Origin of the sequence: Pseudoxanthomonas suwonensis 11-1 (assembly GCF_000185965.1) — a bacterium.
Classification (GTDB): domain Bacteria; phylum Pseudomonadota; class Gammaproteobacteria; order Xanthomonadales; family Xanthomonadaceae; genus Pseudoxanthomonas; species Pseudoxanthomonas suwonensis_A.
Genome location: NC_014924.1, coordinates 3,307,037 through 3,332,331, shown reverse-complemented (window position 1 = coordinate 3,332,331; position 25,295 = coordinate 3,307,037). Strand labels below are relative to the sequence as shown.

19 protein-coding genes and 1 pseudogene are annotated in these 25,295 nt (G+C 71.1%); 12 read left to right on the top strand and 8 right to left on the bottom strand.

Annotated features, from left to right (window positions below):
* Window positions 1-146 precede the first annotated feature (146 nt).
* Window positions 147-698: a YdeI/OmpD-associated family protein gene (locus tag PSESU_RS15185; protein WP_013536680.1), complete on the top strand. Its 552-nt coding sequence runs from the start codon at window positions 147-149 to the stop codon at window positions 696-698.
* 268 nt (window positions 699-966) lie between these two features.
* Complete coding sequence (locus PSESU_RS15180) at window positions 967-1,194, top strand: hypothetical protein (protein ID WP_013536679.1); 228 nt, start codon at window positions 967-969, stop codon at window positions 1,192-1,194.
* A 230-nt stretch (window positions 1,195-1,424) separates the two neighbouring features.
* Here the strand turns inward: PSESU_RS15180 and PSESU_RS15175 are convergent, their stop codons facing one another.
* Window positions 1,425-3,320, bottom strand: a complete 1,896-nt coding sequence (locus tag PSESU_RS15175; protein ID WP_041764220.1) for a DUF885 domain-containing protein — start codon at window positions 3,318-3,320, stop codon at window positions 1,425-1,427.
* Between the two features lie 176 nt (window positions 3,321-3,496).
* Between PSESU_RS15175 and PSESU_RS15170 the strand changes: the two genes are divergently transcribed.
* Window positions 3,497-4,621, top strand: a complete 1,125-nt coding sequence (locus tag PSESU_RS15170; RefSeq protein WP_013536677.1) for an alpha/beta fold hydrolase — start codon at window positions 3,497-3,499, stop codon at window positions 4,619-4,621.
* Window positions 4,622-4,624: 3 nt separating this feature from the next.
* Here the strand turns inward: PSESU_RS15170 and PSESU_RS15165 are convergent, their stop codons facing one another.
* Complete coding sequence (locus PSESU_RS15165) at window positions 4,625-6,535, bottom strand: putative bifunctional diguanylate cyclase/phosphodiesterase (protein WP_233275237.1); 1,911 nt, start codon at window positions 6,533-6,535, stop codon at window positions 4,625-4,627.
* 200 nt (window positions 6,536-6,735) lie between these two features.
* Here PSESU_RS15165 and folE point away from each other — a divergent pair, with 200 nt between their 5' ends.
* From folE to PSESU_RS15130, 7 genes and pseudogenes are all read left to right on the top strand, one after another.
* Window positions 6,736-7,329, top strand: coding sequence for a GTP cyclohydrolase I FolE (gene folE, locus PSESU_RS15160; protein WP_013536675.1), 594 nt, complete (start codon window positions 6,736-6,738; stop codon window positions 7,327-7,329).
* A gap of 4 nt (window positions 7,330-7,333) precedes the next feature.
* Window positions 7,334-7,729 (top strand): YchJ family protein, encoded by a 396-nt coding sequence (locus PSESU_RS15155; protein ID WP_013536674.1) that lies wholly within the window; start codon window positions 7,334-7,336, stop codon window positions 7,727-7,729.
* Window positions 7,730-7,944: 215 nt separating this feature from the next.
* Window positions 7,945-9,231, top strand: a complete 1,287-nt coding sequence (egtB, locus tag PSESU_RS15150; protein WP_013536673.1) for an ergothioneine biosynthesis protein EgtB — start codon at window positions 7,945-7,947, stop codon at window positions 9,229-9,231.
* A 25-nt stretch (window positions 9,232-9,256) separates the two neighbouring features.
* The gene (gene egtD / locus PSESU_RS15145; protein ID WP_013536672.1) at window positions 9,257-10,228 is read left to right on the top strand and encodes an L-histidine N(alpha)-methyltransferase; all 972 of its coding nucleotides are present in this window, start codon (window positions 9,257-9,259) and stop codon (window positions 10,226-10,228) included.
* Window positions 10,229-10,286: 58 nt separating this feature from the next.
* A complete protein-coding gene (locus PSESU_RS15140; protein ID WP_013536671.1) occupies window positions 10,287-11,357 on the top strand; it encodes a D-hexose-6-phosphate mutarotase in 1,071 nt (356 codons plus the stop codon).
* A gap of 99 nt (window positions 11,358-11,456) precedes the next feature.
* Window positions 11,457-12,861, top strand: a pseudogene (locus tag PSESU_RS15135) (lytic murein transglycosylase); the annotation flags it as partial.
* Between the two features lie 257 nt (window positions 12,862-13,118).
* A complete protein-coding gene (locus PSESU_RS15130; protein WP_013536669.1) occupies window positions 13,119-14,351 on the top strand; it encodes a TCR/Tet family MFS transporter in 1,233 nt (410 codons plus the stop codon).
* Between the two features lie 36 nt (window positions 14,352-14,387).
* Here PSESU_RS15130 and PSESU_RS15125 read toward each other — a convergent pair whose 3' ends face one another.
* A complete protein-coding gene (locus PSESU_RS15125) occupies window positions 14,388-14,867 on the bottom strand; it encodes a PepSY domain-containing protein (RefSeq protein ID WP_013536668.1) in 480 nt (159 codons plus the stop codon).
* 175 nt (window positions 14,868-15,042) lie between these two features.
* Here PSESU_RS15125 and PSESU_RS15120 point away from each other — a divergent pair, with 175 nt between their 5' ends.
* Both PSESU_RS15120 and bphP read left to right on the top strand, forming a co-directional pair.
* Window positions 15,043-15,651 carry a biliverdin-producing heme oxygenase gene (locus PSESU_RS15120; RefSeq protein WP_233275236.1) on the top strand — a complete coding sequence of 203 codons (609 nt, stop codon included), beginning with the start codon at window positions 15,043-15,045 and terminating at the stop codon, window positions 15,649-15,651.
* Window positions 15,648-17,543: a bacteriophytochrome BphP gene (gene bphP, locus PSESU_RS15115; protein ID WP_013536666.1), complete on the top strand. Its 1,896-nt coding sequence runs from the start codon at window positions 15,648-15,650 to the stop codon at window positions 17,541-17,543. Before PSESU_RS15120 ends, bphP begins: the two co-directional genes overlap by 4 nt.
* A 350-nt stretch (window positions 17,544-17,893) precedes the next feature.
* On the opposite strand, the gene PSESU_RS15110 is transcribed toward bphP, so the two are convergent.
* The 5 genes from PSESU_RS15110 to PSESU_RS15090 all read right to left on the bottom strand — a co-directional run bounded on the left by PSESU_RS15110 (window position 17,894) and on the right by PSESU_RS15090 (window position 25,104).
* Complete coding sequence (locus PSESU_RS15110; protein ID WP_013536665.1) at window positions 17,894-18,658, bottom strand: NRDE family protein; 765 nt, start codon at window positions 18,656-18,658, stop codon at window positions 17,894-17,896.
* Window position 18,659: 1 nt separating this feature from the next.
* Window positions 18,660-19,541: a methylglyoxal synthase gene (locus PSESU_RS15105; protein ID WP_013536664.1), complete on the bottom strand. Its 882-nt coding sequence runs from the start codon at window positions 19,539-19,541 to the stop codon at window positions 18,660-18,662.
* A gap of 309 nt (window positions 19,542-19,850) precedes the next feature.
* Window positions 19,851-21,098 carry a dipeptidase gene (locus tag PSESU_RS15100; protein ID WP_013536663.1) on the bottom strand — a complete coding sequence of 416 codons (1,248 nt, stop codon included), beginning with the start codon at window positions 21,096-21,098 and terminating at the stop codon, window positions 19,851-19,853.
* 20 nt (window positions 21,099-21,118) lie between these two features.
* A complete protein-coding gene (locus PSESU_RS15095; RefSeq protein ID WP_013536662.1) occupies window positions 21,119-23,422 on the bottom strand; it encodes a TonB-dependent receptor in 2,304 nt (767 codons plus the stop codon).
* A gap of 503 nt (window positions 23,423-23,925) precedes the next feature.
* Window positions 23,926-25,104, bottom strand: a complete 1,179-nt coding sequence (locus PSESU_RS15090) for a benzoate/H(+) symporter BenE family transporter (protein ID WP_013536661.1) — start codon at window positions 25,102-25,104, stop codon at window positions 23,926-23,928.
* Window positions 25,105-25,295: the final 191 nt, after the last annotated feature.

Here is a 25,295-nt window from a genome sequence, read left to right as displayed (position 1 = left end):
GCTGGGACGTGACGCCGTGACGGGGGTCGCGGCGGCTACCGCCTCAACCTGGTGACCCGCTGGCCGTGGCCGCGTCCCGGGGGGAGGGGCGCGGCCACGGTGACTTTATCGAGCCCGGCCGTGAGCGGCCGGTGTAAGTTGGGCCCATGGCCCGGACTCCATCCACGAAGATCCGCTTCCGCGCCCGCCTGTGCCGGCCACTCGAGCCGGCTGGGGCCGCGTGGAGCTTCCTCGTCCTGCCCGCCGAAGCCAGCGCCCGCCTGCCCAGCCGCAGCCAGGTCAGCGTCTCCGGCACGCTCGCCGGCCAGCCGTTCCAGGCCACGCTCGAGCCGGACGGTCGCGGCAGCCACTGGCTGCGGGTCGAGCCCGCGCTATGCGTGGCCGCCGCTGTCGAACCAGGCCGGGACGTCGAGGTGGTGATCGCGCCGCTGGCGCAGGAGCCCGAGCCGCAGGTGCCGGAGGACTTGGAGCAGGCGCTGCAGGCCAACCCGCAGGCCCTGGCCACCTGGCGCGACATCACCGCGGTCGCACGCCGCGACTGGATCCAGTGGATCACCTCCGGAAAGAAGGCCGAGACCCGCGGCAAGCGCATCGCCAGCGCCTGCGACATGCTCGCCAAGGGCAAGCGCCGCGCCTGCTGCTTCGACCGCTCCGGCATCTACAGCAAGTCCTTCGCCGCACCGGAGGCGGCGCCATAGCGCCAGCGTGCGTCGTGGTTCCGCCTTGCGTGGGGGCCAGGAGCGAGCGTTCGGGGACTGCCCGGGACTATCGGTTCGCGCTCCCATCGGGCACTTCGCGCTGGCGCGATCCGACGCGCGGAGCAGGCAGGGGATCGGAAGCGGCATTTGGATTCATGCGCCGCCGGCCGTGCCTTGTCGGCGTATTCCCGGTTCCGTCGCAAACCATTTGAAGGGCTGGCGGGGCAGGCGCCAGCCTGTGGCCCTGCCTGATGGAGGAACCCCGCCGATGAGCACCCTGTTCGCCGTTGCCGCCTGGTGCGTGCTGCTGGTCCTGTGCTGGCCGCTGGCGCTGCTGGCCCTCGTCGCCTGGCCGGTGCTGTGGCTGCTTTCGCTGCCGTTGCGCCTGGTCGGCATTACCTGCTCGGCCCTGTTCGAGTTCCTGCGCGCGCTGCTGATGTTGCCGGCGCGGCTGCTGGGAGGTGGGGCGCATGGAGCCGGGATTCGTGATTGGTGACTGGTGATTGGGGATTCGTGATTGGTGATTCGTTAAGAGCGCTGACCGGTAGCGGGGTTGCGATTCCCGGGCTTGTCGCAGTTACTTGCGCAAACGGCAACGGAGCGCAGTCGGGGCACACCCGGCGTAGTCCAGCCCCTCCGCCTGGAGCCTGCAAGGCTCTGTCCCGCCTCATGTGGTGAAAAAAAGGCCCGGCTTTCGCCGGGCCTTTCCTGCTTCCTGGGCTTGGATCAGGCCTGCTTCTGCGACTCGATCCAGGCGTCCACGCGGCGCTCCAGCAGGTCCAGCGGCATGGCGCCGCCACCCAGCACGGCATCGTGGAAGCCGCGGATGTCGAAGCGCTCGCCCAGCGCTTCCTCGGCCTTCCTGCGCAGCTGCTGGATGCGGATCATGCCGACCTTGTAGGCGGTGGCCTGGCCGGGGATCACCAGGTAACGCTGGATCTCCGAACGGATCGCCGCATCCGGCACCGAGCTGTTGTCGCGGAAGTACTGCACCGCCTGCTCCTCGGTCCAGCCCTTGGCGTGCATGCCGGTATCCACCACCAGCCGGATCGCGCGCCACATCTCCGACATCAGGCGGCCGTACTCGGAATACGGATCCTCGTAGGTGCCCGGCATCTCCTTGGCCAACCACTCCGAGTACAGGCCCCAGCCCTCGGTGTAGGCGGTGTCGAACATCTGGGTGCGGAACTGCGGCACGCCGGTCAGCTCCTGGGCGATGGCGATCTGCATGTGGTGGCCCGGCAGGCCCTCGTGGTACGCAATCACCTCCAGCTCGGTCTTCGGCATGGCGTTCATGTCCGAAAGGTGCGCGTAGTAGATGCCCGGACGCGATCCATCCGGGGTGCCCGGGTAGTAGTGCTGGGCGGCGCCGTCCTGCTCGCGGAAGGCTTCCACGCGCTTGACCACCAGGTCGGCCTTCGGCAGCAGGCCGAAGTACTCCGGCAGCTGCTTCTTGATGTTGTCGATCTTGGCGGTGGCGTCGTCGATGTAGGCCTGGCGGCCGGCATCGGTGTTCGGGTACAGGCGCTTGGGATCGACCGAGACCTGCTTGAAGAACGCCTGCAGGTCGCCTTCCACGCCCAGCTGCTTCTGCACCTGCTCCAGCTCCCCACGCAGGCGCGCGACCTCGGACAGGCCCAGCTCGTGGATCTGGTCGGCGGTCATGTCGGTGGAGGTGTGGCGCTTGAGCTGGGCGGCGTAGAACGCGGCGCCGTCCGGATGGGTCTGGCCCACGCCGGTGGAATTGACCCGCGCGTTGGGCAGCTCGCCTTCGGCGAAGGCGATCACCCGCCCGTAGGCCGGACCCAGCGACTCGACCAGGGCGGCACGCGCCTCGGCCTTGAGCTCGGCGGCACGCTCGGCGCTGATCTTGCCGGCCTCGACCAGGGCGTCGGCCTTGGCCTGGGCGTCGGCCCACAGCGCGCTGTCGGCGCCCTTGCCGAACGGCGCACCTGTGATCACCTTGCGCGACTGGTCGATCACGCCTTCCAGCGCGAACTTCGGCGGCAGGATGCCGGCGGCGGCCGAGGCGCGGGCGCGCTCGAGCAGCTGGTCGAAGGCGGTGCCGACCTTCTGCAGGCGGGCGACGTAGGCGACGTAGTCCTGTTCCTCGTCGACCTTGTGGAAGCCGATCAGGAAGGTCGGCACCTGGCTCTGCATGCCGCCCATCTGCTCGAACGGGTAGTCGTGGGCCGCGTACTCCAGGCCGACGCGGGCGTTCTCGTACTGCTTCTTCCACAGGTCCCAGGACAGGCGGGCCTCCGGGTCGAGCTTCTGGTAGTCGAACTGCGACTCCATCTCGCGCACCGTGGCCTCCAGCCACTCCACGCGCTTGCGCTGGCCGGCCTCGGACATGTCTTCGATCTGGTCGTACAGGTCCTTGCGGCCGAGGAAGGTCAGCTGGATCGGGCTGAACTGCAGGAGTTCCTCGTACTTGGCGTCGAACCAGGCGTTGAGCCGCTGGCTCTCGGCCTGGATCTGCTCCGCGTCCGTTGCGGCAGCGTTCTGGGTGGCGCCGTTGCCGTTGCCGGCACCGTCGTCCCGGCTGCAGGAAGACACGGCCAGGGGCAGGGCGAGGGCAAGAGCGATGGCGAGGGTGCTGCGGGCGATGACAGGACGCACGGTGGAACTCTCCTGGATAGGAACAACCGCCGCATTCTGCTGCATGGCGGGGTGGCGGCGCACCGTGGAAATGGTCATGGGCGTGCGCGAACCACGTCACGCCACATGGGACACATGGCATATGGCATCGCGTCCTCGCGTCCCCAGACTGGAAGCAAGCCCGACTGGAGAAGCCCATGCGCCGCATCGCGACCATCCTCCTGGCCTGCCTGGTGCCCTGTGCCCCAGCCCTTGCCGCAGGCGAGTGCCCCGACCGTTCGGCCTATGCGCCGGCACGCGAACTGGTCGCCGAGCTCGAGCGCATCGTCGCGCCCGGAGGCGTGCAGGAAGCCTACGAGGTGCCGGTCAACGGCGTGCGCCACTGGGTCAACGTGCGTGGCCAGGACCGCGCCAATCCGCTGGTGCTGTTCATCCATGGCGGCCCGGCATCACCGGTGATCCCGACCCTGTGGCAGTTCCAGCGCCCGCTGGAGGAGTACTTCACCGTCGCCCACTACGACCAGCGCGGCGCCGGGCGCACCTTCCTGCTCAATCCGCCGGAAGCGGTCGAGGGCACCCTGCAGGTCCAGCAGTACGTGGACGACGCCATCGCCCTGGCCGAGCACCTGCGCACCCGCTACGGCAAGCGCAAGCTCGTGCTGGCCGCGCACAGCTGGGGCACGATCGTCGCCATGCACGCGGCCCTGCAGCGGCCGGACCTGTTCCACGCCTATGTCGGCATGGGCCAGGTGATCCACGTGCGCACCAACGAGAAGCTCAGCTTCGATTACGGGCTGCAGCGCGCCCGCGCCGCGGGCAACGCCGAAGCGGTGGCGGAGATGGAGTCGATCGCGCCCTACCCGGGCGATGCGCCGCTGACCCGCGAGCGCATCGTCATCGCCCGCAAGTGGCCGCAGTTCTACGGCGGGCTCAGCGCGTTCCGCGACAACTCGGACTGGTTCTACCGCGGCCCCCGGCTGTCGCCGGACTACGAGGATGCCGACCGTTGCGCGATCAACGACGGCAACGTCTTCACCCTGGCCCAGGTGCTGGAGGAGTTCCTCGAGGTCGACTTCCGCGACGTGCGCGAATTCCCGATCCCGGTGGTGATGTTCATGGGCCGCCACGACTACACCACGCCGTCCCAGCCCACCGAGGACTGGCTGCGCCAGGTGCGTGCGCCGTACCGCCATGGCGAGTGGTTCGAGCGGGCCTCGCACATGATCCCGTGGGAGGAGCCGGGCCACACCCTGGTGGCGCTGCTCCAGCACGTGCGTCCGCTGGCGGAGGAGGGCGAACGCGCGCAGGCGCCCGCACGCTGAGGATCAGGGGCGCGCGGCCAGCGCTGGCAGGCTGTGCCGCAGCCAGCCGGCCACCGCTTCCGGCGGCATCGGCCGCGCGAACAGGTAGCCCTGCATCAGGTTGCCGCCGAGCTCCTGCAGCACGGCGAGCTCGTCGGCCGTCTCCACGCCCTCGATCACGCAGCCCAGTTCCATGTCGCGGCTCAGCGCCAGCAGCGAGCGCACGATCTTCATGCTGGTCGGCTTGTCCTGGATGCCGGTGACGAAGCGGCGGTCGATCTTGATCTTGGTCAGCGGCAGCGCCAGCAGCTGGCTGAGGCTGGAGAAGCCGGTGCCGAAGTCGTCCAGCGACACGCCGCAGCCCAGGCCGCGCAGCAGCCCGGCCGCGCGCTGCATCTGCGCGGTGTCGTTGAGGATGGCGGTCTCGGTGATTTCCATGTCGATCCGCGCCGGATGCACGCCGCTGGCGCGGATCAGCTCCAGCAGCCCGGACAGGTCCTCGGCCGAACCCAGGTCGTGCATGGACAGGTTGAACGAAAGGCCCACCGCCTCCGGCCAGTGCACCGCCTCGGCCAGGGCCTTGGCCAGCAGGATGCGGGTGACGCGGTGGACCAGGCCGGTGCGCTCGGCCACCGGGATGAAGTCCGCCGGCGGGACCTGGCCCAGCTTGGGATGGCACCAGCGTGCGAGGGCCTCGAACGCCAGCGGGGCGCCGCTGGCCACGCACATGATCGGCTGGAAGGCGACCGTCAGCTGCGCCTCCAGGTCGGCGTTGCGCAGGGCCTGCTCGATCGCCGCCTCGTGCTGGATGCGGCGGTGGTGGTCGGCCGAGAACAGGCTGACTCCTCCGCGGTGCTCGCGCTTGCCGTGGTAGAGCGCGTAGTCGGCGCGCTCGTACAGGTCCTCGGCATGGCCGGCCAGGTCCGGGTAGAGCACCAGGCCCATGGTCGCGGTGACATGCAGCGACAGGTCCTGCAGCTGGAACGGCTCGCGCAGGCGGGCGCAGACCTGCCGGGCAAAGGCGACATAGGCCTCGTCGTCGCCCAGGTCCTCGGCGATCATCGCGAACTCGTCGCCGCCCAGGCGGGCCAGGTGGACGTGGGCGTCGGCCAGCTGCGCCAGGCGCTTGCCCACCTGCTTGAGCAGGCGGTCGCCGGCGGCATGGCCGTGCAGGTCGTTGATCGGCTTGAACCCGTCCAGGTCGATGATGCCCACCGCCAGCCGGGTGCGTCGCTGGTCGGCGCGCTCGCAGGCACGGGACAGGGCGGTGAAGAAGGCGCGGCGGTTGGGCAGCCGGGTCAGGCTGTCGAGGTTGGCCAGGCGCAGGTTCTCCGCGCCCAGGCGCTCGGCGCGCAGGCGTTCGCCGACCAGGTCGGTGAAGCGCCGGTACTGGCGCAGCAGGGTGTAGATGAAGACCAGGGTCATCGTCGCCATGGCGGCGGCCATGGCCACGAACGTGGCCTGGCCGGTGAGGGCGAAGAACAGGACGAAGCCGCCGTTGAATACCAGCGCCACGCTGAGCATCGCCGGGCGCACGTGCATCATGCAGAGCAGGATCACCAGCGAGGTGGTGGCCAGGTAGAAGGCCACGTGCGAGCGGGTCCAGGCGTCGCCGTAGGGGTACAGGGCCAGCGCCCACAGGGTGAAGGCCAGGGCCATCGCCAGGGCCAGGCGCCCGGTCCAGCGCAGGGCACGCTGGGCCTCGGCCGCATCCGGCGCGCCCTTGCCACGGCGCCGGTACCAGTGGGTACAGCGCGCGGCGGCAGCCATTGTCAGCAGGACCGGCACCGCCACGGTCAGCCAGGCCGGCGCGTGGCCGATATGGGTCGAGGCCAGCAGCCAGGTATTGGCCGCCAGGACCACGTACATCAGCGGGAGCTGCCCGGCGAACGCGCGATACTGCGCCTTCAGCAACGCCGGTTCTGCCGACGTCACCGACACGAGTTCCCGCAACCTGGCGATGGGTCCTGCTGTAGGCATCTGGCTCCCGCCCCGGGCCCCCGGACCCCTGTGGCGGCCCCCCCGGAGACAAGTGGTCCCAGTCGAGAACGGCCGCCATCGGGAAAAGTTGAGCGCCGCCTGTCGGGAGCTGGTCGGGTACGATGCCCATCCCCCGAGCCAGCAATGCCAAAGCCATGACTTCCAGCGTCCCCACCCCCCAGGTCACCCGGGAACAGGCCGAGGAGGCCGTCCGCACCCTGCTGCGCTGGGCCGGCGAGGATCCCTCGCGGGAGGGCCTGCTGGACACCCCGCGCCGGGTGGCCGAGGCCTACGGAGACTGGTTCAGCGGCTACCGCGACGACCCGCGCGAGTACCTGGCCCGGACCTTCAAGGAGGTCGCCGGCTACGACGAGATGATCGTCCTGCGCGACATCGAGTACGAAAGCCACTGCGAGCACCACATGGCGCCGATCATCGGCCGGGTCCACGTCGGCTACCTGCCGGCGGGCAAGGTGGTGGGCATCAGCAAGCTGGCCCGGGTGGTGGACGCCTACGCGCGCCGCTTCCAGGTCCAGGAGAAGATGACCGCGCAGATCGCCCAGTGCATCCAGGAAACCCTGCACCCGCTCGGCGTGGGCGTGGTGGTCGAGGGCGCGCACGAGTGCATGACCACCCGTGGCGTGCACAAGCGCGGGGTGAGCATGGTGACCTCGTGCATGCTCGGCAGCTTCCGCGAGGATGCCCGCACCCGCTCGGAGTTCCTGCGCTTCATCGAGGGCCGGCGCTGAGGCCATGGCCGCGGTCGAGCCCCGCGACTGTCCCTGCGGCACCGGCCGGGCCTACGAGGCCTGCTGCGGCCGCTGGCACGCCGGCGAACCGGCCCCCGACGCGCTGGCGCTGATGCGCTCGCGCTACAGCGCCTACGTGCTGGGCCTGCCGGACTACCTGCGTGCCACCTGGCACCCTTCGACCCGGCCCACCCTGCTGGACCTGGATGATCCGGAGGGCCTGCGCGTGGTCTGGCTGGGGCTGGCGATCAAGTCCCACCGCGCCGCCGGCGACCGCGCCGAGGTCGAGTTCGTCGCCCGTTACCGCACCGGCGGCCGCTCCGCCGTCCGCATGACCGAACGCAGCCGCTTCGTGCGCGAGAACGGCCGCTGGTTCTACGTGGACGGCGACGTTTCCTGACCGGGTCTCGCCTCTCCTTAGGGGGTGAGACGTTGCGCTTGCGCACCACTGGTGCGCGCCACGGCCCTTGCGCCAGAGCCAGGGCGCCTAGGGACTGGGAACCCGTGGTCCGCAACCGCTCTTCTTCGTTCCGTAGGGAGGGGCTCCCCGACCGCTACTTCCTGCTAACGCCCCGCTGACGTAATGCTCATGGCCACGCGTCTAGCGTGCCCGGGATGGACCTGGCCCTTTCCGTCGCACCGCCCGCCCGCCACCTGCAGGCCGCCGCCGCTCGCTACGCCGGCGTGCGCGCCGCTACGGTCGACCTGGCCGCGCCGCTGTCGCCGGAAGACGCGATGCTGCAGAGCATGGAGGACGCCAGCCCGGCCAAGTGGCATCTTGGCCACACCACCTGGTTCTTCGAGCACTTCGTGCTGGCCCCGGCCGGGATGGAGCCGCTGCAGCCGCAGTGGCACTACCTGTTCAACAGCTACTACGACAGCGCCGGCCCGCGCCAGCCGCGGCCCCGTCGTGGCCTGCTGTCGCGGCCGTCGCTGGAGGCGGTGCTGGCCTGGCGCGAGGCAGTGGATGCGCGGGTAATGCGTGCCCTGAAGGCCGGCAGCCTGGACGTACCGCAGCTGCGCCGGCTGGAGCTGGGCCTGAACCACGAGCAGCAGCACCAGGAGCTGCTGCTGACCGATATCAAGCACGCGCTGTGGAGCCAGCCGCTGCGGCCGGCCTACCGCAGCGACCTGCCTGATCCGGCCGCTGCGCCCACCGAAACGCTGCCCATGGACTGGAGCGCCGTTCCCGAGCAGCTGGCGGCCATGGGCGTGCCGGCCTGGCCGCAGGCGCCGGATTTCGCCTACGACAACGAGTCGCCGCCGCACCGGGTGCTGCTGCCGGCGCACGCCCTGGCCAGCCGGCCGGTCAGCAATGCCGAGTACCGCCAGTTCGTCGAGGACGGCGGCTACCGCGATCCGCGGCTGTGGCTCAGCGATGGCTGGGCAAGGGTCCAGGCCGAGGGCTGGGAGCGCCCGCTGTACTGGGAGCCTGGCCTGGAGCAGGCCTTCACCCTCGGCGGGATGCGCACGCTGCCGCCGCACGCGCCGGTGTCCCACGTCAGCTACTACGAGGCCGATGCCTTCGCCCGCTGGGCCGGGGCGCGCCTGCCCACCGAGGCGGAGTGGGAACACGCCGCGCGCCGCCAGCCGCCGGACGGCCACTACGCCGACTGCGGCATGCTCGAGCCGTGCCCGACCAGGCCCGCTGCCGGTCCCGGCCCGCTGCAGCTGTTCGGCGACGTGTGGGAGTGGACCAGCAGGGCCTACCTGGCCTATCCCGGCTTCCGTCCCTGGCAGGACGACACCGGCGAGTACAACGCGAAGTTCATGAGCGGCCAGTTCGTGCTGCGCGGGGGCAGTTGCGCCACCCCGCGCGGGCACATGCGCGCCAGCTACCGCAATTTCTTTCCCCCGCATGCGCGCTGGCAGTTCGCCGGCCTGCGCCTGGCCCGCGACTGAGCCGGCCGATCCCCCCGGAGCCCTGATGACCCCCGCAGCCGCCGCCCGCCACCATCACGACCCTGTAGATCCCACCCTGCTCGGCGACGTGCTGGACGGACTGGCCGCGCGGCCGCGCCGGATCTCCTCCAAGTATTTCTACGATGCCCGCGGCTCGGCCCTGTTCGAGGCGATCACCCGGCAGCCGGAGTACTACCTCACCCGGGTCGAGCTGGAGTTGCTGGCCACGCACATGCCGGCGATCGCCGCCGCGGTCGGCCCGGACGTGCACGTGGTCGAGTACGGCAGCGGCAGTGGCCTGAAGACCGGGCGCCTGCTGGCCGGCCTGCAGGACCCGCTGGCCTACACCCCGGTGGAAATCTCGCCGGCGGCACTGGAAGGCTGCGTGGCGAGGCTGCGCCCGCGCTTCCCCAGGGTGGCGATGCTCCCGCTGGAGGCCGACTTCACCCGCCCGCTGCGCCTGCCGTCTCCACCACGCGAGCCGACCCGCACCCTGGTGTTCTTCCCCGGCTCGACCCTGGGCAACTTCACCCCGGCCGAGGCGGTAAAGCTGCTGGCAGCGATGCGCGAGACCATCGGTCGCGACGGCCGCGCGCTGGTCGGCATCGATCTGGTCAAGGACCGGGCGGTGCTCGAGGCCGCGTACAACGATGCCGCCGGGGTCACCGCCGAGTTCACCCTCAACCTGCTGGCGCGGCTCAACCGCGAGCTGGATGCGGACTTCGACCTTTCCGCCTTCGCCCACCAGGCGCGCTACGTGCCGCAGTGCGAGCGCATCGAGACCCGGATCGTGAGCCTGCGGCCGCAGCGCGTGCACGTGGCCGGGCTGGCCTTCGACTTCGCCGAGGGCGAGCCGATCGAGGTCGAGTACAGCCACAAGTACAGCGACCAGAGCTTCGCCGCGCTGGCCGCGCGCGCCGGGCTGGAGGTGGTCGACGGCTGGGGTGGCGAGCCGGAGGGTTTCGGCCTGCGCCTGCTGCGCCAGGCCGCGCGTTGACCGAGGGCAGGCCACGTGCGCCGGGTATCATGCAGCGGATTCCACGTCCGCATACCGCATGAGCCGAGCGACGTCCCGCATCCGCCTGGTCCTGTGCTGCCTGCTGGCAACCGCCTGCAGCGGGCCGGAGGCGCGTGCGCCGCTGCCGGACGCGGCGCCCGCCCCTCCCACAGCGACCGCTACCACCGTGACCAGTCCCACCGTCTTCGGCATGCCTCCCGACTTCGCCGCCTGGCAGCAGTCGCCCGCCACTACCGCCAGCGACACGGCCATCGATGTACCTGGCGTACGCCTGGGCCGGTTCGAGGGCCTGGACGCGGTGCTGGTGGAAACCCCGCACGCCAGCGCGGCGATCGCGCTGTTCGGCGGCCAGGTGCTGTCGTACGTGCCGCGCGGCGGCCAGGACGTGTTCTGGCTGTCGCCGCTGCGCGCGGAGCTGCCCACGCCGATCCGCGGTGGCACCCCGGTGTGCTGGCCGTTCTTCGGCCGCCAGGGCCAGGGCAACGACGTGCCCTCGCATGGCTTCGTGCGCACCCTGCCGTGGCGCCTGGTGGCGGCACGCGCGGCGGACGATGGCATCACCGTGGTGCTGGAGCCGCCGGCGCTGCAGGGCCTTGACCTGCGCCTGCGCACCGAGGTCCACGTCGGCCGCCACCTGCGCCAGGCGCTGCTGACCACCAACGCCGGCAGCGCGCCGGTGGTCTTCACCGAGGCGCTGCACAACTACTTCCGCGTCGCCGACGTGGAGCAGGTACGGGTCGAGGGCCTGGACGGGCGCACCTACCTGGACAAGAACGACGGCTACCGCGCCCACGCCCAGCACGGCGACTGGACCCTGGCCGATCCGCGCGATCCCGGCCGCAGCGACCGCACCTATCCGGGCGCGGGTGGGCGCTACCGCATCGTCGATCCGGGCCTGGGCCGCGCGATCCGGCTGGACGTGCAGGGCGGACGCAGCGTGGTGGTCTGGAACCCGGGCGAAGCCGGCGCGGCGAAGATGGCCGACGTCGGTCCGCACTGGCCCGGTTTCCTGTGCGTGGAGGCGGCCAATGCCGGTCCGGACCTGGTCGAACTGGCCCCCGGCCAGGAACACGCCCTGGTCCAGGCGGTCTCGGTCGAAGCGCTCTAGCCATCCGCGCGTGCGCGGGGCAGCCAGCCCATGCGTGCACGTACTGACCGTCGCGGTGCTCACGGCCTTATAGTCCGCATCCTGCAAGGATGCATCGACATGAGAGCCAGCTTCTGCCTGGCGGCGCTGTTGCTGTGGCCCGCGCTGGATGCGCACGCCGACGCCGCCTTCGAAACCTGCGTCAACGAACGCCTGCGCCCGCAGGCGGTGGCGCGCGGCATTCCCGCCGCCGCGTTCGACGGCTACATGGCCGAGGTCGTTCCCGACCGCAGCGTGCTCGACCTGCTTGACCACCAGCCGGAGTTCACCACGCCGATCTGGGACTACCTCTCCGGCCTGGTCGATGACGAGCGCGTGGCCGATGGCCTGGCCATGCTGGAGACCCATCGCGAGCTGCTGGCGGCCGTGTCCGCGCGCCATGGCGTTGATCCGGCGACGGTGGTGGCGGTGTGGGGCGTGGAGAGCGACTACGGCCGCGTCTCCGGCAAGCGCCCGCTGCTGCAGTCGCTGTCGACACTGTCCTGCTTCGGGCGGCGGCAGGATTTCTTCCGCGGCGAGTTCCTGGCCGCGCTGCAGCTGCTGCATGCCGGCGACCTGCGCGATCCGGGCATCACCGGCTCCTGGGCCGGCGCCTTTGGCCACACCCAGTTCATGCCCAGCACCTATGCGCGGATCGCGGTGGATGGCGATGGCGACGGCCGTCGCGACCTGGTCGGCAGCATCCCCGATGCACTGGCCTCCACCGCCCACTACCTGCAGCGCGCCGGCTGGCAGACCGGGCGGCACTGGGGCCATGAGGTGCAGCTGCCGCCGGGCTTCGACGCCAGCCTGGCCGGGCGCACCAAGCGCAGGCCGCTGCAGGAATGGCTGGCGCTGGGCGTGCGCCGCATCGATGGCGGCGAGCTCGGCCCGGCCGATGCGCGCGCCGCCATCCTGCTGCCTGCAGGCAGGACCGGGCCCGCGTTCCTGGTGTTCCGCAACTACGACGCGATCTACGCCTACAACGCCGCCGAAAGCTATGCCCTGGCCATCGCCACCCTGGCCGACCGCCTCCGTGGTGGCCCCGGCCTGGCCACGCCCTGGCCGACCAACGATCCGGGCCTGTCCCGCGCCCAGCGCCGCGAGCTGCAGCAGCTGCTCCTCGCCCGCGGCCATCCCATCGGCGAACCCGACGGCCTGGTCGGCACCCGCACCCGCCAGGCCATCGCCGACGAGCAGCGCCGCCTAGGCCTGCACCCCGTCGACGGCCGCGCCGGCCAGCGCATCCTCGAGGCGCTGCGCGCCGCCACCGCCCTCCCCGTGCCATAGCACGCGTGCACGGCCCGGCCCTGTGCGGCCGTGGTCCACGGCTGCGGAGGCTGCAGGCCACTTCCCGCCAGGCCTGGGCCAGGCGGAAGTCGAAACGCCCCGCATCAGCGGAAGCATGCGGTTGCGGAGCGGGGAGCTTCAGGTCCAGCGTCCGGTCCGCTGGACGGTCCCTGGCGCGCTGGCGCCGCCGATACCCGGCTCGCCCGGGCACCGCTCCAGATCCAGGTGCCAAGGAACGGGACCCGGTGACACGTCGCCGTCCGGCAATGCGGACCGACAGGCACCGCCGCACGTGGTTCCGGTCAGCCGTCGCACGCACGCAAGGCTCGCCGTTGCTCCGTCGCGCCACGTCAGCGGTGGACCGTGGCCCCGGTCACGGCAACGGCCCCCCACCCGCGCGCGCAAGCTCCCGCCTGTGGCGATAATGCGCGCTCACTCCAGCCGGCCACCCGCGTGAGTCAACCTGCTGCTAACCCCCGGCGCACGGCCGCTCTGGTCTTCATCTTCATCACCGTGCTGATCGACGTGCTGTCCTTCGGCGTGATCATCCCGGTGCTGCCGCACCTGGTGGAGGAGTTCACCGGCGGCGACCTGGCCAGCGCCGCGCGCTGGGTCGGCATCTTCGGCATGGTCTTCGCCGCGGTGCAGTTCGTGTCCACGCCGGTGCAGGGCGCGCTGTCGGACCGCTTCGGGCGGCGCCCGGTGATCCTGGTCTCCTGCCTGGGCCTGGGCCTGGACTTCGTGGTCATGGCCCTGGCCACCTCGCTGCCGATGTTGCTGGTGGCGCGGATCATCTCCGGCGTGGCCTCGGCCAGCTTCACCACAGCCAATGCCTATATCGCCGACGTCACCCCGCCGGAGAAGCGCGCCAAAAGCTACGGCATGATCGGCGCCGCCTTCGGCCTGGGCTTCGTGGTCGGGCCGATGATCGGCGGCTGGCTGGGCGGCATCGACCTGCGCCTGCCGTTCTGGTTCGCCGCCGGCCTGGCACTGCTGAACTTCCTCTACGGCCTGTTAGTGCTGCCGGAGTCGCTGCCGCCAGGGCGGCGCACGGCGCGCTTCGACATCGCCCACGCCAACCCCTTCGGCGCGGTGGCGCTGCTGCGGCAGTACCCGCAGGTATTCGCGCTGGCGGCGGTGGTCGTGCTGGCCAACCTCGCCCACTACGTCTATCCGAGCGTGTTCGTGCTGTTCGCCGACTACCGCTTCGGCTGGGGGCCGACCGAAGTGGGCTGGGTGCTGGCGGCGGTGGGCGTGATGAGCATCATCGTCAACGCGCTGCTGGTCGGGCGTGCCGTGCGCACGCTTGGCGAGCGCCGCACCCTGCTGCTGGGCCTGGGCTGCGGCGTGGCCGGGTTCGCGGTCTATGGTTTCGCGGGCACGCCCTGGCTGTTCCTGGCGGCTCTGCCGGTCAGTGCGCTGTGGGCGCTGGCGGCGCCGGCAACCCAGGCGCTGATCACGCGCGAAGTGGGCGCGGAAGTGCAGGGCCGCATCCAGGGTGCGCTGATGAGCCTGGTCAGCCTGGCCGGCATCGTCGGTCCGCTGCTCTTCGCCAACGTGTTCGCGGTCTTCATCGGCGACGACGCGCCGCTGCGCCTGCCGGGCGCGCCCTGGCTGCTGGCCGCGGTGCTGCTGGGCACCGGCTTCCTGGTCGGCTGGCGCTACACCCCGCGGGCCGGGGCCTGAAAGCGGCGGGCCGCAATGTGCGGCCCGCCGGCTACGTCAGTCGTTCTCGACGTTGATGATGCGGCCGTCCTTCGGGTCGAGGCGGATCTCGACCTCCTGGCCGTCCTTGCGCTCGCCCTCGGCCTTCCAGATGCCGTCGTCGAAGTCCACGTCGTGGATCTTGGAATAGCCGGCGGCGGTCAGGCGCGCCTTCACGTCCTCGGCGCTGAGGTTGGAAACCTGCTCATCGGTGTAGATGCGGCCGCCGGCGTCCACGCGCACATCGACCTTCTTGCCGTTGGCGCTGGTGGCATCGGCTTCCCACATGCCGTCGTCGAACTCGACGTCGTTGATCTTCGTGTAGCCGGCGCTGGTGAGCAGGCTGCGCACCTGGGCCTCGGTCAGGGCCTGGTCGGCGGCCTGCTGGCGCGTGGGGGCGGGCGTGTCCAGCGGCTTGGTGGGCTCGCTGGCCGCGGCCGGCAGGGCCATGGCAATGGCGACCAGGGCCGGGAAGGAATATCGGGCGGTACGCTTCATCGTCGATCTCCTGCTTCGGGTGTGGCAGCACCCTGCCGCCCCTGCGCTCAGCGCCGGGTGAATCCGGGAATGCTGCTGCCGGCGCGGTTCAGCGCGGTGAACATGCCGTGGGAGCTATCGGCGCTCTGCTAGGCTGCGCGCCATGGATGGATCCACCCCGCATTCGCACGGCCCCGTGCCGGCCGCCGCGCCCCGTGCCGATGCCGCCTGGCGCGCCCTGCAGGCCGCCACTGCTGAGCTTCACGCCAGGGTCGAAGCCGCTCCGCTGATGGCGGAGTTGATGTCGCCCGACGTGAACCGCGAAATCCTCGCCGAGGTGCTGCAGCGCATGCTGCGCATCCATTCCGGCTGGGAGCAGGCCAATGCCGCGCGCCTGCAGGCATTGCCCTGGCCCTGGCGCCCGCGTGCCCAGGTGCTTCGCGGTGACCTGATGGCCCTGGGCGTGCGCCCGACTGCCCAGGACTTGCCTGCGCCGATCGCCGGCTGCGAAGCCGAGGCCTGGGGCATGCTCTACGTGGTCGAGGGCTCCGCGCTTGGCGGTCGCCTGATCGCACGCCACCTCCGCGGGCACGTGCCCGACCTTGCCGCCGTCGTCCGCCATTTCGCTAGCGCCGGCGACGGCCCCGGCTGGCCCGCGTTCCGCGCCGCCCTCGAGCAGGCCCTGCCGGATGACGCCGCGCGCTCCCGCGCCGCAACCGCGGCGGCGGCCATGTTCAGCCATTTCCACGGGCAGCTTGCCCGGCCCACCGTCGTCACCGGCGACGCAGGAACCGTTACCGCATGAGCACGCCTGTTCCAGAAGTCCCCGACCTCGACGCCTGCGCGCGCGAGCCGATCCATATTCCCGGCTCGATCCAGCCGCACGGCATCCTGCTGGTGATCGATCCGGCCGATGGTCGGGTGATCCAGGCCAGCGCCAATGCCGCCACCGCACTGCTGGGTGGCGAGGGCGAGGTGCTGGGCCAGCCGTGGAACGCGCTGCTCCACCCGGATCCGGCCCAGGCGGCGTCACTCCAGCCCGTGCGCGAGCCGCTCCACCTGCTGCATGCGCCGTGCCGGCTGGCCGCCAGCGGCGAGCAGCGCTGGAAAGCGGCCTGGCATCTCTACCCGGAACGCTGGCTGGTGGAGCTGGAGCCGGCCCGGGGCGAGCAGTCGCTGGCCCTGGGCGATGCCCTGCGCGCCCAGCGCGAGATCGACCGCGCGCCCGACGTGACCGAGGCCGCGCGCCGCGCCGCCGCCGAGATCCGCGCCCTCGCCGGCTACGACCGGGTGATGGTCTACCGCTTCGACGAGGAATGGCATGGCGACGTGATCGCCGAGGTGCGCCGCCCCGGCCTGGAGAGCTACCTGGGCCTGCATTACCCGGCGACCGACATCCCCGCCCAGGCGCGCGCACTGTACCTGCGTAGCCGCATCCGCCAGATCGTGGACGTGGGCTACACCCCGGTGCCGGTACGGCCGACCCTGGATCCGCGCGATGGCCAGCCGCTGGACCTCAGCGACTGTGGCCTGCGCAGCGTCTCCCCGGTGCACTGCGAGTACCTGTCCAACATGGGCGTGGCCGCGACCCTGGTGGTCTCGCTGGTGGTCAACGACCGCCTGTGGGGCCTGATCGCCTGCCACCACTACCAGACCCGTTTCGTCGACCACGTGGTGCGCGATGCCTGCGAGGCGGTGGCCCTGGCCCTGGCCGCGCGCGTCGGCAGCCTGGAGGCGATCACCCGCAGCGAGGCCGAGCTGTCGCTGCTGACCGTGCGCGAGAAGCTGATCACCGCCTTCTCCGAGGCCGAGGGCTTCACGCCCGGGCTGTTGACCGACATGGCCGGCGACCTGCTGGACGTGGTCGATGCCGACGGCGTGGCGGTGTTCCATGGAGAACAGCTCAGCCGCCTCGGCCGCACCCCGGACGAGGCCGGCCTGCGCCGCATCCGCGCCGCGCTGGAGGAAAGTGCCGGCGTGCGCCGCGAGACCGACCACGCCGGCCTGCTGCACCTGTCCGAGATCGGACGCATGTTCCCGGAGCTGGCCGACCTGGCGCCGGACGCTGCCGGCCTGATCTACGTGCCGCTGCAGCCCAAGGCGCGCAGCGCCCTGCTGTGGACCCGCCGCGAGCAGGTGCGCACGGTGAACTGGGCCGGCAACCCGCAGCTGTCCAAGCTCGAGATCCTTCCGGGCCGGCTGTCGCCGCGCAAGAGCTTCGAGCTGTGGCAGGACACGGTGCGGGGCCGTTCGCGCGCGTGGTCGCCGTTGCACCTGGAATCGGCACGCAGCCTGCGCGTGCTGATCGAACTGATGGAGCGCAAGCGCGACCGCCAGGACCTGGTCCTGCTGGAAGCCACCCTCGCGCGCATGCGCCACGGCGTGGCCATCATCGAACGCACCGGCGAGCCGCCGCGCAGCCGCCTGGTGTTCGTGAACCCGGCCTTCGCGCGCGCCAGCGGCACCTTGTCCAGCGCCGCGCTCGGCATGCCCCTGCGCGACCTCGACCCGGCCCTGGCTGCCGCGATCGATGGGAGCGACCTGGAAGGCCGCCTGTCGAAGGGCGAATCCCTGCGCGAGCTGCTGCCCCTGCGTGGCGAGGACGGCCGCCGCACACCCTGGGCCTTCGAGTTCGAACCCCTGCCCGAAGCCGGCGCGCACTGGCTGGTGCAGCTGCGCCCCGCCGGTGAGCCCTAACCACGACCGGGAAAGGATCGGACACCGACGTAGCGCGGGTAAGCGAAGCGCACCCGGGTTCCCTCCCGTTGGGGAGGCGCGTTTGCGCGCCACTGGTGCGCGCGCCAGGCGAACGCCCGCCTCCCATGCACGCCCGCCGGGGCGCGGAGCGGGGTGACGGGCGAGGGGGCGGGGCGCCGACGTGTCACGAGTGCGGGATCCATGCCCTCCACCCCGGATGCGGCCTTCGGCCTTATCCGGGCTACGCAAGCCGAGAGTCCCGCTTCAAGGGGGCGGGGCCGCGGCGACGGCCTGGCGTCGTCGCACTTCAACCGCGCAGTGGCGCGATGCGGCCTTCGACCTCATCCGGGCTACGAAACCAATTCCACCCGCGTTTCGCCGAGCGCCGCGCCCATCGGCCCCCAGCGCCGCTCGACGACTACGCCGCCGCCGTCGCGATCCAGCAGCACCACCGTGCTCGCCCGGGTGCCGTAGTCCTCGCCGCGGATAAAGGCCGACGACAGCCAGCGCTCCCGCTCCAGGCCGATGCCGGTATCCGGCAATGCGGCGTCCGGATGCAGGTGGTCGTCGGCCAGTGCGGCGAACAGCGGCGAGAGGTCATTGCCATCACCGCCATCATCCAGCCACGCCCGCAGCCGCGTGCCGAGTGCCACCGCCTTCGGCCAGCCGGAATCCAGCGCCGCGTTGGAGAGCGTGTGCACGCCGGGCCCGACCAGCGCGCGCCGCGGCGCGGGCAGGTTGCTGGTCCATGTGCAGTGTCCGCGGTCGACCAGCAGCAGGTTGAACGGGCGATAGGTTGCCGCGCGTGCGAGCAGGTCGCGCGAGGCGCTGTCGGCGTCCTGCGTGCCGCGCAGCCAGTCGCTGGCCAGCAGGCCCCGCGAGAGGCCGTCCTGCGGCGCGCGGAGGTCGCGCACGTTGGTGACCAGCGCGCAGCGGCCGGCGTCGTCCACGCCCAGCCAGGTGCCGCCGGCCTCCAGGTCACGGCCGCCGATGACCGGCGCATCCTCCCAGCGCGCCAGCGGCACCGTGGGCCGCGCATGGAACTCGTCGCGGTTGCCGGCCAGTACCAGCCGCCAGCGCGGATGCGCATCCCAGGCGAAGGCGACGACGCACATGTCAGGCCGCGCGCAGGGCCTGGCGCATGCGCACCGCGGCGACCCAGCGGGCCGCGACCGCCGGCGAGGTGATGCACACCGCCTCGTCGGTCACCGTGGTCACCGCACGCTCCAGCAGCTGGATATCGGCCTCGTGCTGGCGCGCCACGTGCGGGTCCTCGAAGAACACCGCGCGCTGGCAGCGCCGCTCCAGCACCAGGTCGGCGATCTGCGCATCGCCGCCCATCGGGCCACTGAGGAAACGGTGCACCCATGGGGTGTCCTGCGGCCAGCCGCGGCTCCAGGCCATCTCGTTGAGGCGCTGGCCGGTGGTGCCGGTGGCCACGCGCCGGGCGAAGCGCGACAGCACGTCGTAGTTCTCGGCGGCGAAGGCCAGCATCTGCGGCTTCATCGCGTCGTGCGCGATCAGCGCCAGGGTCTGCGATTCGAAGTCGTGGAAGCGGTCGGCGCCCGGGTCCGGTGCCAGCCCGGCGTGGATGCGCTCGTTCTCGATCCAGTCGCGCGCGCTGGCCACGGTGGAGATGAAGGGCTTGCCGTGGATCACGCACTGGCGCTTGAGCGCGATCGCCTCCGGGAACACCGAGGACGGGTCGACCGGGTCGATCAGGTAGATCGCGCCATCGAGCGTGCGCGCATCGCCTTCCATGCCCACGATCTCGGCGACCAGCTTCATCAGCCCGCCCTCGCGGCCGTAAGGGTAGCGCTTCAGCCCCGGATGGCCGGCGAGCATGCCAGCCGCGGCGATGGCGTCGTGGGTGCGTCCCACCGCATGCAGCTCCAGGCCCAGCTCACGGATGCCCTGGCCGCTGGCGCGCAGCAGCCGGAACAGCGCGGCCTCCTCGTTGGCATGGTGCAGACGGTTGGCGGCAAGGCCCAGACGCATGTACGGCGCTCCAATGGCTGTGGGAGGCCAGAGTCTAGCGGCGTGCACGAGTTGCGGATGCAACAAGCTTGATCTCCCCTCTTCCGCCGGGGCGAGGGGAAGCGACGATTGCGGACCACTGGTCCGGGTTCGGGGTCGGGAAGAGCAGGGTCCCGGGACGCGGTCAGGGCGCATCTACCGCGGGATGGTGTCCAGGGCTTCCGCCGTGGCCGATGCCCGGAACCTGGCCGATGGAGCGGGCGTGCTGCTGGCTGGGCGCCCGGCCCCCTGCCAAACCCCTCCCCCGGTTGGGGAGGGGCTTCAAACGGCCTACTTCTTCTCCGCCGCCACCTTCGCCGCATACGCCTGCGCCTGCTCCAGCACGCGCAGGACGTTGCCGCCCCAGATGTTGGCGATCTGCTGCTCGGTGTAGCCGGCCTGCAGCAGGCGTTCGGTGATCCGCGGGATCTGGGAGATGTCGGACAGGCCCTTGACCCCGCCACCGCCGTCCCAGTCGGCGCCGATGCCGACATGGTCCGGTCCTGCAACCTCGAGGATGTGCAGCAGGTGCTGCATGTAGTCCTCGAACGTGGCCTCCGGGGCCGGATGGCGACGCTCGACCTCGCTCCACTTGCGCGCAAGCTCGCGCAGCACGGCGGGACTGCGCCCACCCTGGGCCTCGGCCTCGTCGAACAGCGCATTCAATGCGGCGCGGCGCTCCGGATTCGGCGGGGTGTCGACCAGGTACGCACCCAGGGCGTTGACCTGGATCACGCCGCCATGCGCGGCCAGCTTGCGCAGGCGTTCGTCGTCGATGTTGCGCGGGTGGTCGTGCACCGCGTCGGCCGAGCTGTGCGAGAGCACGAACGGCACCTTGGACAGTTCGATCAGGTCGTCGAACACCGCGTCGGCCGAATGCGACTGGTCGAGCACGATGCCCAGGCGGTTGGCCTCGGCCACCAGCGCCTTGCCGGCCGGGCTCAAGCCGCCCCACTCGGCGCCTTCGCCCTCGCGCGGGTTGGAGGAATCGCCGAATTCGTTGTTGCCGATATGGGTGATGCCCACCATGCGCAGGCCCTGGGCATGGAAGAACGACAGCAGGCTGGGATCGAGCGCCAGCGGCGAGGCATTCTCCATGGACAGGAACACCACCTTCCTGCCCGAAGCCTTGATCCGGCGCGCGTCGTCCGCGGTCAGCGCCAGCTCGAACCTGTCCGGATGCCGCGCCACCATTTCGCGGATCTGCAGCAGCCGGCCCAGCGCCTCGTCGCGGGTCTTGCGGTTGGCCTCCAGGCTGCGGTCGCCCTGGCCGGTGTAGATCACCCAGAAGCCGCCATCCAGCCCGCCTTCGACCATGCGCGGGTAGTCGACCTGGGAGAACGGGCCCTCGTCGCGATGGTCGTCGACGATGCTCCAGCCCGGACGGCCGAGGTTGAGCGGCGTATCCAGGTGGGTGTCGAGCACCAGCATGCGGTCATGCAGCGCCCGCGCGGGGCTGCCTTCCGGCTTGGCGGCGTGGGCGGGCAGGGCGGCGGCGAGCGCCAGGGCGAGCAGGGCGGGAACGGCGGTCTTGGACAACGTCGGTCTTCCTCGGTGGCCTACAGGTCCACGCTGAGCGAGACCTGCCAGGTGCGGTCGGGCCCCGGCCGGTACGTGGCCGGGCCACTGACCACCGGGTTGATGGTCCCAAGGTAGTCGCGGTCGAACAGGTTGTCGACGTTGAACCGCAGCCGCGCGTTGCGCAGCAGGCCCTGGCCGAATGCCTCGCCGCCGATGTCCAGGTATGCATTCCATACCGCGTAGCCGCCCACGCGCTCGGTGTTGGTGTAGTTGCTGTAGCGCTCGCCGACATAGCGGCCGGACAGGTTGAGCACGCCCCAGCGCCCCGCCTCCCAGGTGACGCCGGCCTGCGACAGCCACTGCGGGCTGTCCGGCACGCGGTTGCCGGCGATGGCGAAGCTGGCGAAGTCGTCCTTGAACCCGGCGCGGTTCCAGCTGAGGTTGCCGTTGAACGCGACCCGGTCGCCAAGCACGCGCGGCTTCCACACGCCGCTGGCCTCCACGCCGTAGGCCTCGACCGCGCCGACGTTCTGGAAGAAGGTCTCGGTGGTGCCGCTGCCCGGCACCGGCGAGGCATAGGATTGCAGGCGGTTGTCGAAGCGCGAGCCGTACAGCGCGACCACGCCGTTGAACGTGGCGCGGTTGCTGCGCAGGCCCAGCTCGAGGTTCTCCGCGGTCTCGGCCTCGGGCCCGGGCGCGGCCGGGCTGGCCTGCGAGTAGATGTCGTCCGCGCCCTGCGGCAGCGCCAGGGTCTGCGACCAGGACGCGAACAGCTGCTCGCGCCCGAACGACCAGACCGCGCCGGCCTGCGGCAGGAAGCTGTCCTTCCACTCGTCGCGGATCACCGGGCGGCGGTTGGCGATGTAGTCGCCCGGATTGCGCGCGCCGGCGATCCGGTAGTCCAGGTCCAGCGCCTTGGCGCCCAGTTCGATCGCCAGCCGATCGTCGAGCAGGCGCCAGGTGTCCTTGATATGCAGCTGGGTGCTCTCGCGGGTGGACCAGAAATCGCGCTGCAGGTGCACCGGCTGGTCCAGCAGTGGCCGCCCGGCCGGATTGCCCCCGACCTGGTTGTAGCGCGCCTGGGTGCGGTGGTACTCGTCGCGCTCGCGCCACACGCCGGCATCGAGCGTATGCGCCCCGACCACCCAGTTCGCTCCGGCGACCAGGCCCTTGCGGGTGCCAGCCACCGTGGACAGGCCGTACTGCAGGCCCAGCGGCGCGTTGAGGCCCGGGACCAGCAGGCGCTGCGCGTTGTGGCTGGACAGCGAGGTGGCATACGCCTCGGGCGAGACGCCATAGCCTTCCTTGTCCTCGTAGTAGGCGGTGGCGCGCAGCTCCAGCTCCGGTCCGGCCACGAACACCCCGTTGAGGCCGTAGAGGGTGTCGGTGCGCTGGTTGATCGCCTGCTGGTAGTACTGGTTGTAGGCGCTGTTGCTGTAGACGATGCCCGGCGCGGTGGGCGGCAGGTCGGGCACGTAGCCCAGGTAGCCGTAGTGGCGGCCGCTGCGGCCGAAGATGTCGCCGGCGGTGCCGTGGTACTGGGCCTTGCTGATCGACGGGGTGTCGTAGTCGAAGAAGTCGTTGTGCACGATCTTCAGGTCGACGGTGCTGCCGTTGGCCCACTGGTAGCGGCCCCTGGCCTCGAGGTGCTCGCGGTCGATGGTGCCTGGCCCGCGCCACAGCGCGCTGTCGATCTTGGAGCGGCTGACGTAGCCGGAGAAGCCGCGGTGCTCGCCGCTGTCGAGCTTGATGAAGCTGCGGTTGAGGTCGTCCGCGCCGAAGGTCTGCGACAGCTGCACGCCGGACTCCGCCGCCGGGGCCAGGGTCTGGTACTGCACGATCGGTCCCAGCGAGGCGTAGCTCGGAACCGACACATCGCCGGCGCCCTGTGAAGCGGTGACCCGCCAGGTGTTCTCGTTGTCCACGTAGCGGAACACGGGGCTGCCGCCGAACTGGTCGCTGCGGCCAAGCGGGATGCCATCGAGCACGAAGCCGATCTGGCGGAAGCCGAAGGCACGCACGAACACCGAGTTGCCGAACTCGTACAGGCCCAGCGCATCGTTCGCCTGCACGTTGAAGCCCGGCAGCGACTCCAGCATCTTCAGCCCGGAGATGCCCGCCGGCGCCGACAGCAGCGCCTCGTGGTCGATGGCGATGGTGTTGCGCACCTGGTCGGTGCCGATGGCGATGTCCGCCTCGGCCACGCGCGCGCCGCTGACGACGACCTTGTCGAGGGTGGTGGCCTGTGGCTCGGCCAGCGCGGGAAGGGCGAGGACATGGCTGATGGCCAGGCCGAGGACAAGACGACGGCGCGCGGCGGCCGTGGGAACGGGCTGCTTCATGATCGGTTCTCGTTGGGGGTGCCGGCCCGCTGCGGGCGTTCGGCTTATGACGGGAACGACTCTAGAAGCGCGTCACAAAGCCAGTCCACGCCCATGACCGCGATTCCTGATGGCGATTCGCCAAGAGGAAATGACACGGAGTGCTGTCGGCCCACTGCCACCGAGGGAAGCAACACCCCTCTCCCTGTGGGGGTGAGGCGCGCGCCTGCAGGCTACTGGCGCCCGCGCCGTCGACGCCGCTCCACTTGGGCGCGGGTCAGCGCACGGAGCGCGGGCAGCGGTGGCGGCCAGGTGCTGGCATGGACCCAGGCCGCCTCGCCTGCCCATGTAGCCCGGGTAAGCGAAGCGCACCCGGGTTCCCCTCTCCCTGCGGGAGAGGGGGCAGGGGAGAGGGTCGGAGACCGACACGGGAACAGATCGCGTCGCATCCAGAACATTGCGGGCGGCCGCCTCCCCAGCCCCCGCTCCGCGCTCTCCTTCGCCCCGGGTGGGAGGCGCGTACGTCAGGGCCGCAGCACCACCCGCACGATGACCCCCGCCACCAGTCCCCAGAACGCCGCGCCCACGCCCAGCAGCGACAGGCCCGAGGCGGTAACAACGAAGGTCACCAGCGCCGCGTCGCGCTCGCCTGGATCCTGCAGCGCAGTCGCCAGGCTGTTGCCGAGGGTGCCGATCAGCGCGATGCCCGCGATCGCCAGTACCAGTGCCTGCGGGAATGCGGCGAACAGCCCGGCCACGGTGGCGCCGAACACGCCCACCAGCAGGTAGAAGATGCCCGCCCACACCGAGGCCATGTAGCGGCGCGCCGGATCGGGATGCGCTTCCGGACCCATGCAGATGGCCGCGGTGATCGCCGCAAGGTTCAGCGCGAACGCGCCGAATGGTGCGAGCAGCAGGGTCGCCACGCCGGTCCAGCCGATCACCGGCGATACCGGCACCGGATAGCCCGAGGCCCGGATCACCGCCACGCCCGGCACGTTCTGCGAAGCCATGGTCACCACGAACAGCGGCAGGGCCACGCCCAGCACCGCGGCCAGGCTCAGCCGTGGCGTGGTCCATTCCGGACGTGCCAGTTCCAGCCGCAGCTGGCCCACATCCAGTTGCGCGGTCAGCGCCGCCACCAGGGTGCCGGCGACGAGGGTGAGGATGATGGCGTAGCGCGGCCACAGCCGGCGCGAGGCGAGCCACGCCACCAGCATGGTGAGCACCAGCAGCGGCTGCGGCTGGATCGCGCCGAATGCATCCACGCAGAAGCGCAACAGCACGCCGGCGAGCATGCCCGAGGCCAGCGACAGCGGCATGCGTCCGAGCAACCGCTCGAACACGCCGGAGAAGCCGGCGATGGTGATCAGCAGGGCGGAGAGCAGGAAGCCTGCGATCGCCTCGGCCATTGGTACACCGGCCGCACTGGTGACCAGCATCGCCGCGCCGGGCGTGGACCAGGCAGTGACCACCGGCATCTTCCAGCGCAGCGACAGGCCGATGCAGGTCGCGCCCATGCCCAGCCCCAGCGCCCACATCCACGATGCGGTCTGCCCCGGCGTAGCACCCATCGCCTGCGCGGCCTGGAACACGATCGCCGCCGAGCTGGCAAAGCCCACCAGCACGGTGACGAAGCCGGCGGCAATGGCGGATACGGAGTTGTCGCGCCACAGGCGCGCGAATGGCGATTCGGCGGGCATGGGGGGATTGTGGGGCAAGGGCGGCGGGCTTGTGGCAGGAAGGACGCAACAGTCCTTCCGGCTGGCGCCGCATAACGCGAGGTTGCGTGCGCAGGTGTGCGTGCGTGGCAGCGCTATGCGCTGCGGAACCACCGCGGGACGACGTGGCGGCTGTCCCGGATGCGGCCTTCGGCCTTATCCGGGCTATGTGT

Coding starts and splice junctions, on each gene's coding strand:
- PSESU_RS15180 (WP_013536679.1), top strand. CDS start 967: ATGAGCACCCTGTTCGCCGTTGCCGCCTGGTGCGTGCTGCTGGTCCTG.
- PSESU_RS15105 (WP_013536664.1), bottom strand. CDS start 19,541: ATGCGTCTGGGCCTTGCCGCCAACCGTCTGCACCATGCCAACGAGGAG.
- bphP (WP_013536666.1), top strand. CDS start 15,648: ATGAGCACGCCTGTTCCAGAAGTCCCCGACCTCGACGCCTGCGCGCGC.
- PSESU_RS15095 (WP_013536662.1), bottom strand. CDS start 23,422: ATGAAGCAGCCCGTTCCCACGGCCGCCGCGCGCCGTCGTCTTGTCCTC.
- PSESU_RS15110 (WP_013536665.1), bottom strand. CDS start 18,658: ATGTGCGTCGTCGCCTTCGCCTGGGATGCGCATCCGCGCTGGCGGCTG.
- PSESU_RS15185 (WP_013536680.1), top strand. CDS start 147: ATGGCCCGGACTCCATCCACGAAGATCCGCTTCCGCGCCCGCCTGTGC.
- PSESU_RS15170 (WP_013536677.1), top strand. CDS start 3,497: ATGCGCCGCATCGCGACCATCCTCCTGGCCTGCCTGGTGCCCTGTGCC.
- folE (WP_013536675.1), top strand. CDS start 6,736: ATGACTTCCAGCGTCCCCACCCCCCAGGTCACCCGGGAACAGGCCGAG.
- PSESU_RS15125 (WP_013536668.1), bottom strand. CDS start 14,867: ATGAAGCGTACCGCCCGATATTCCTTCCCGGCCCTGGTCGCCATTGCC.
- PSESU_RS15140 (WP_013536671.1), top strand. CDS start 10,287: ATGAGCCGAGCGACGTCCCGCATCCGCCTGGTCCTGTGCTGCCTGCTG.
- egtD (WP_013536672.1), top strand. CDS start 9,257: ATGACCCCCGCAGCCGCCGCCCGCCACCATCACGACCCTGTAGATCCC.
- PSESU_RS15090 (WP_013536661.1), bottom strand. CDS start 25,104: ATGCCCGCCGAATCGCCATTCGCGCGCCTGTGGCGCGACAACTCCGTA.
- PSESU_RS15155 (WP_013536674.1), top strand. CDS start 7,334: ATGGCCGCGGTCGAGCCCCGCGACTGTCCCTGCGGCACCGGCCGGGCC.
- egtB (WP_013536673.1), top strand. CDS start 7,945: ATGGACCTGGCCCTTTCCGTCGCACCGCCCGCCCGCCACCTGCAGGCC.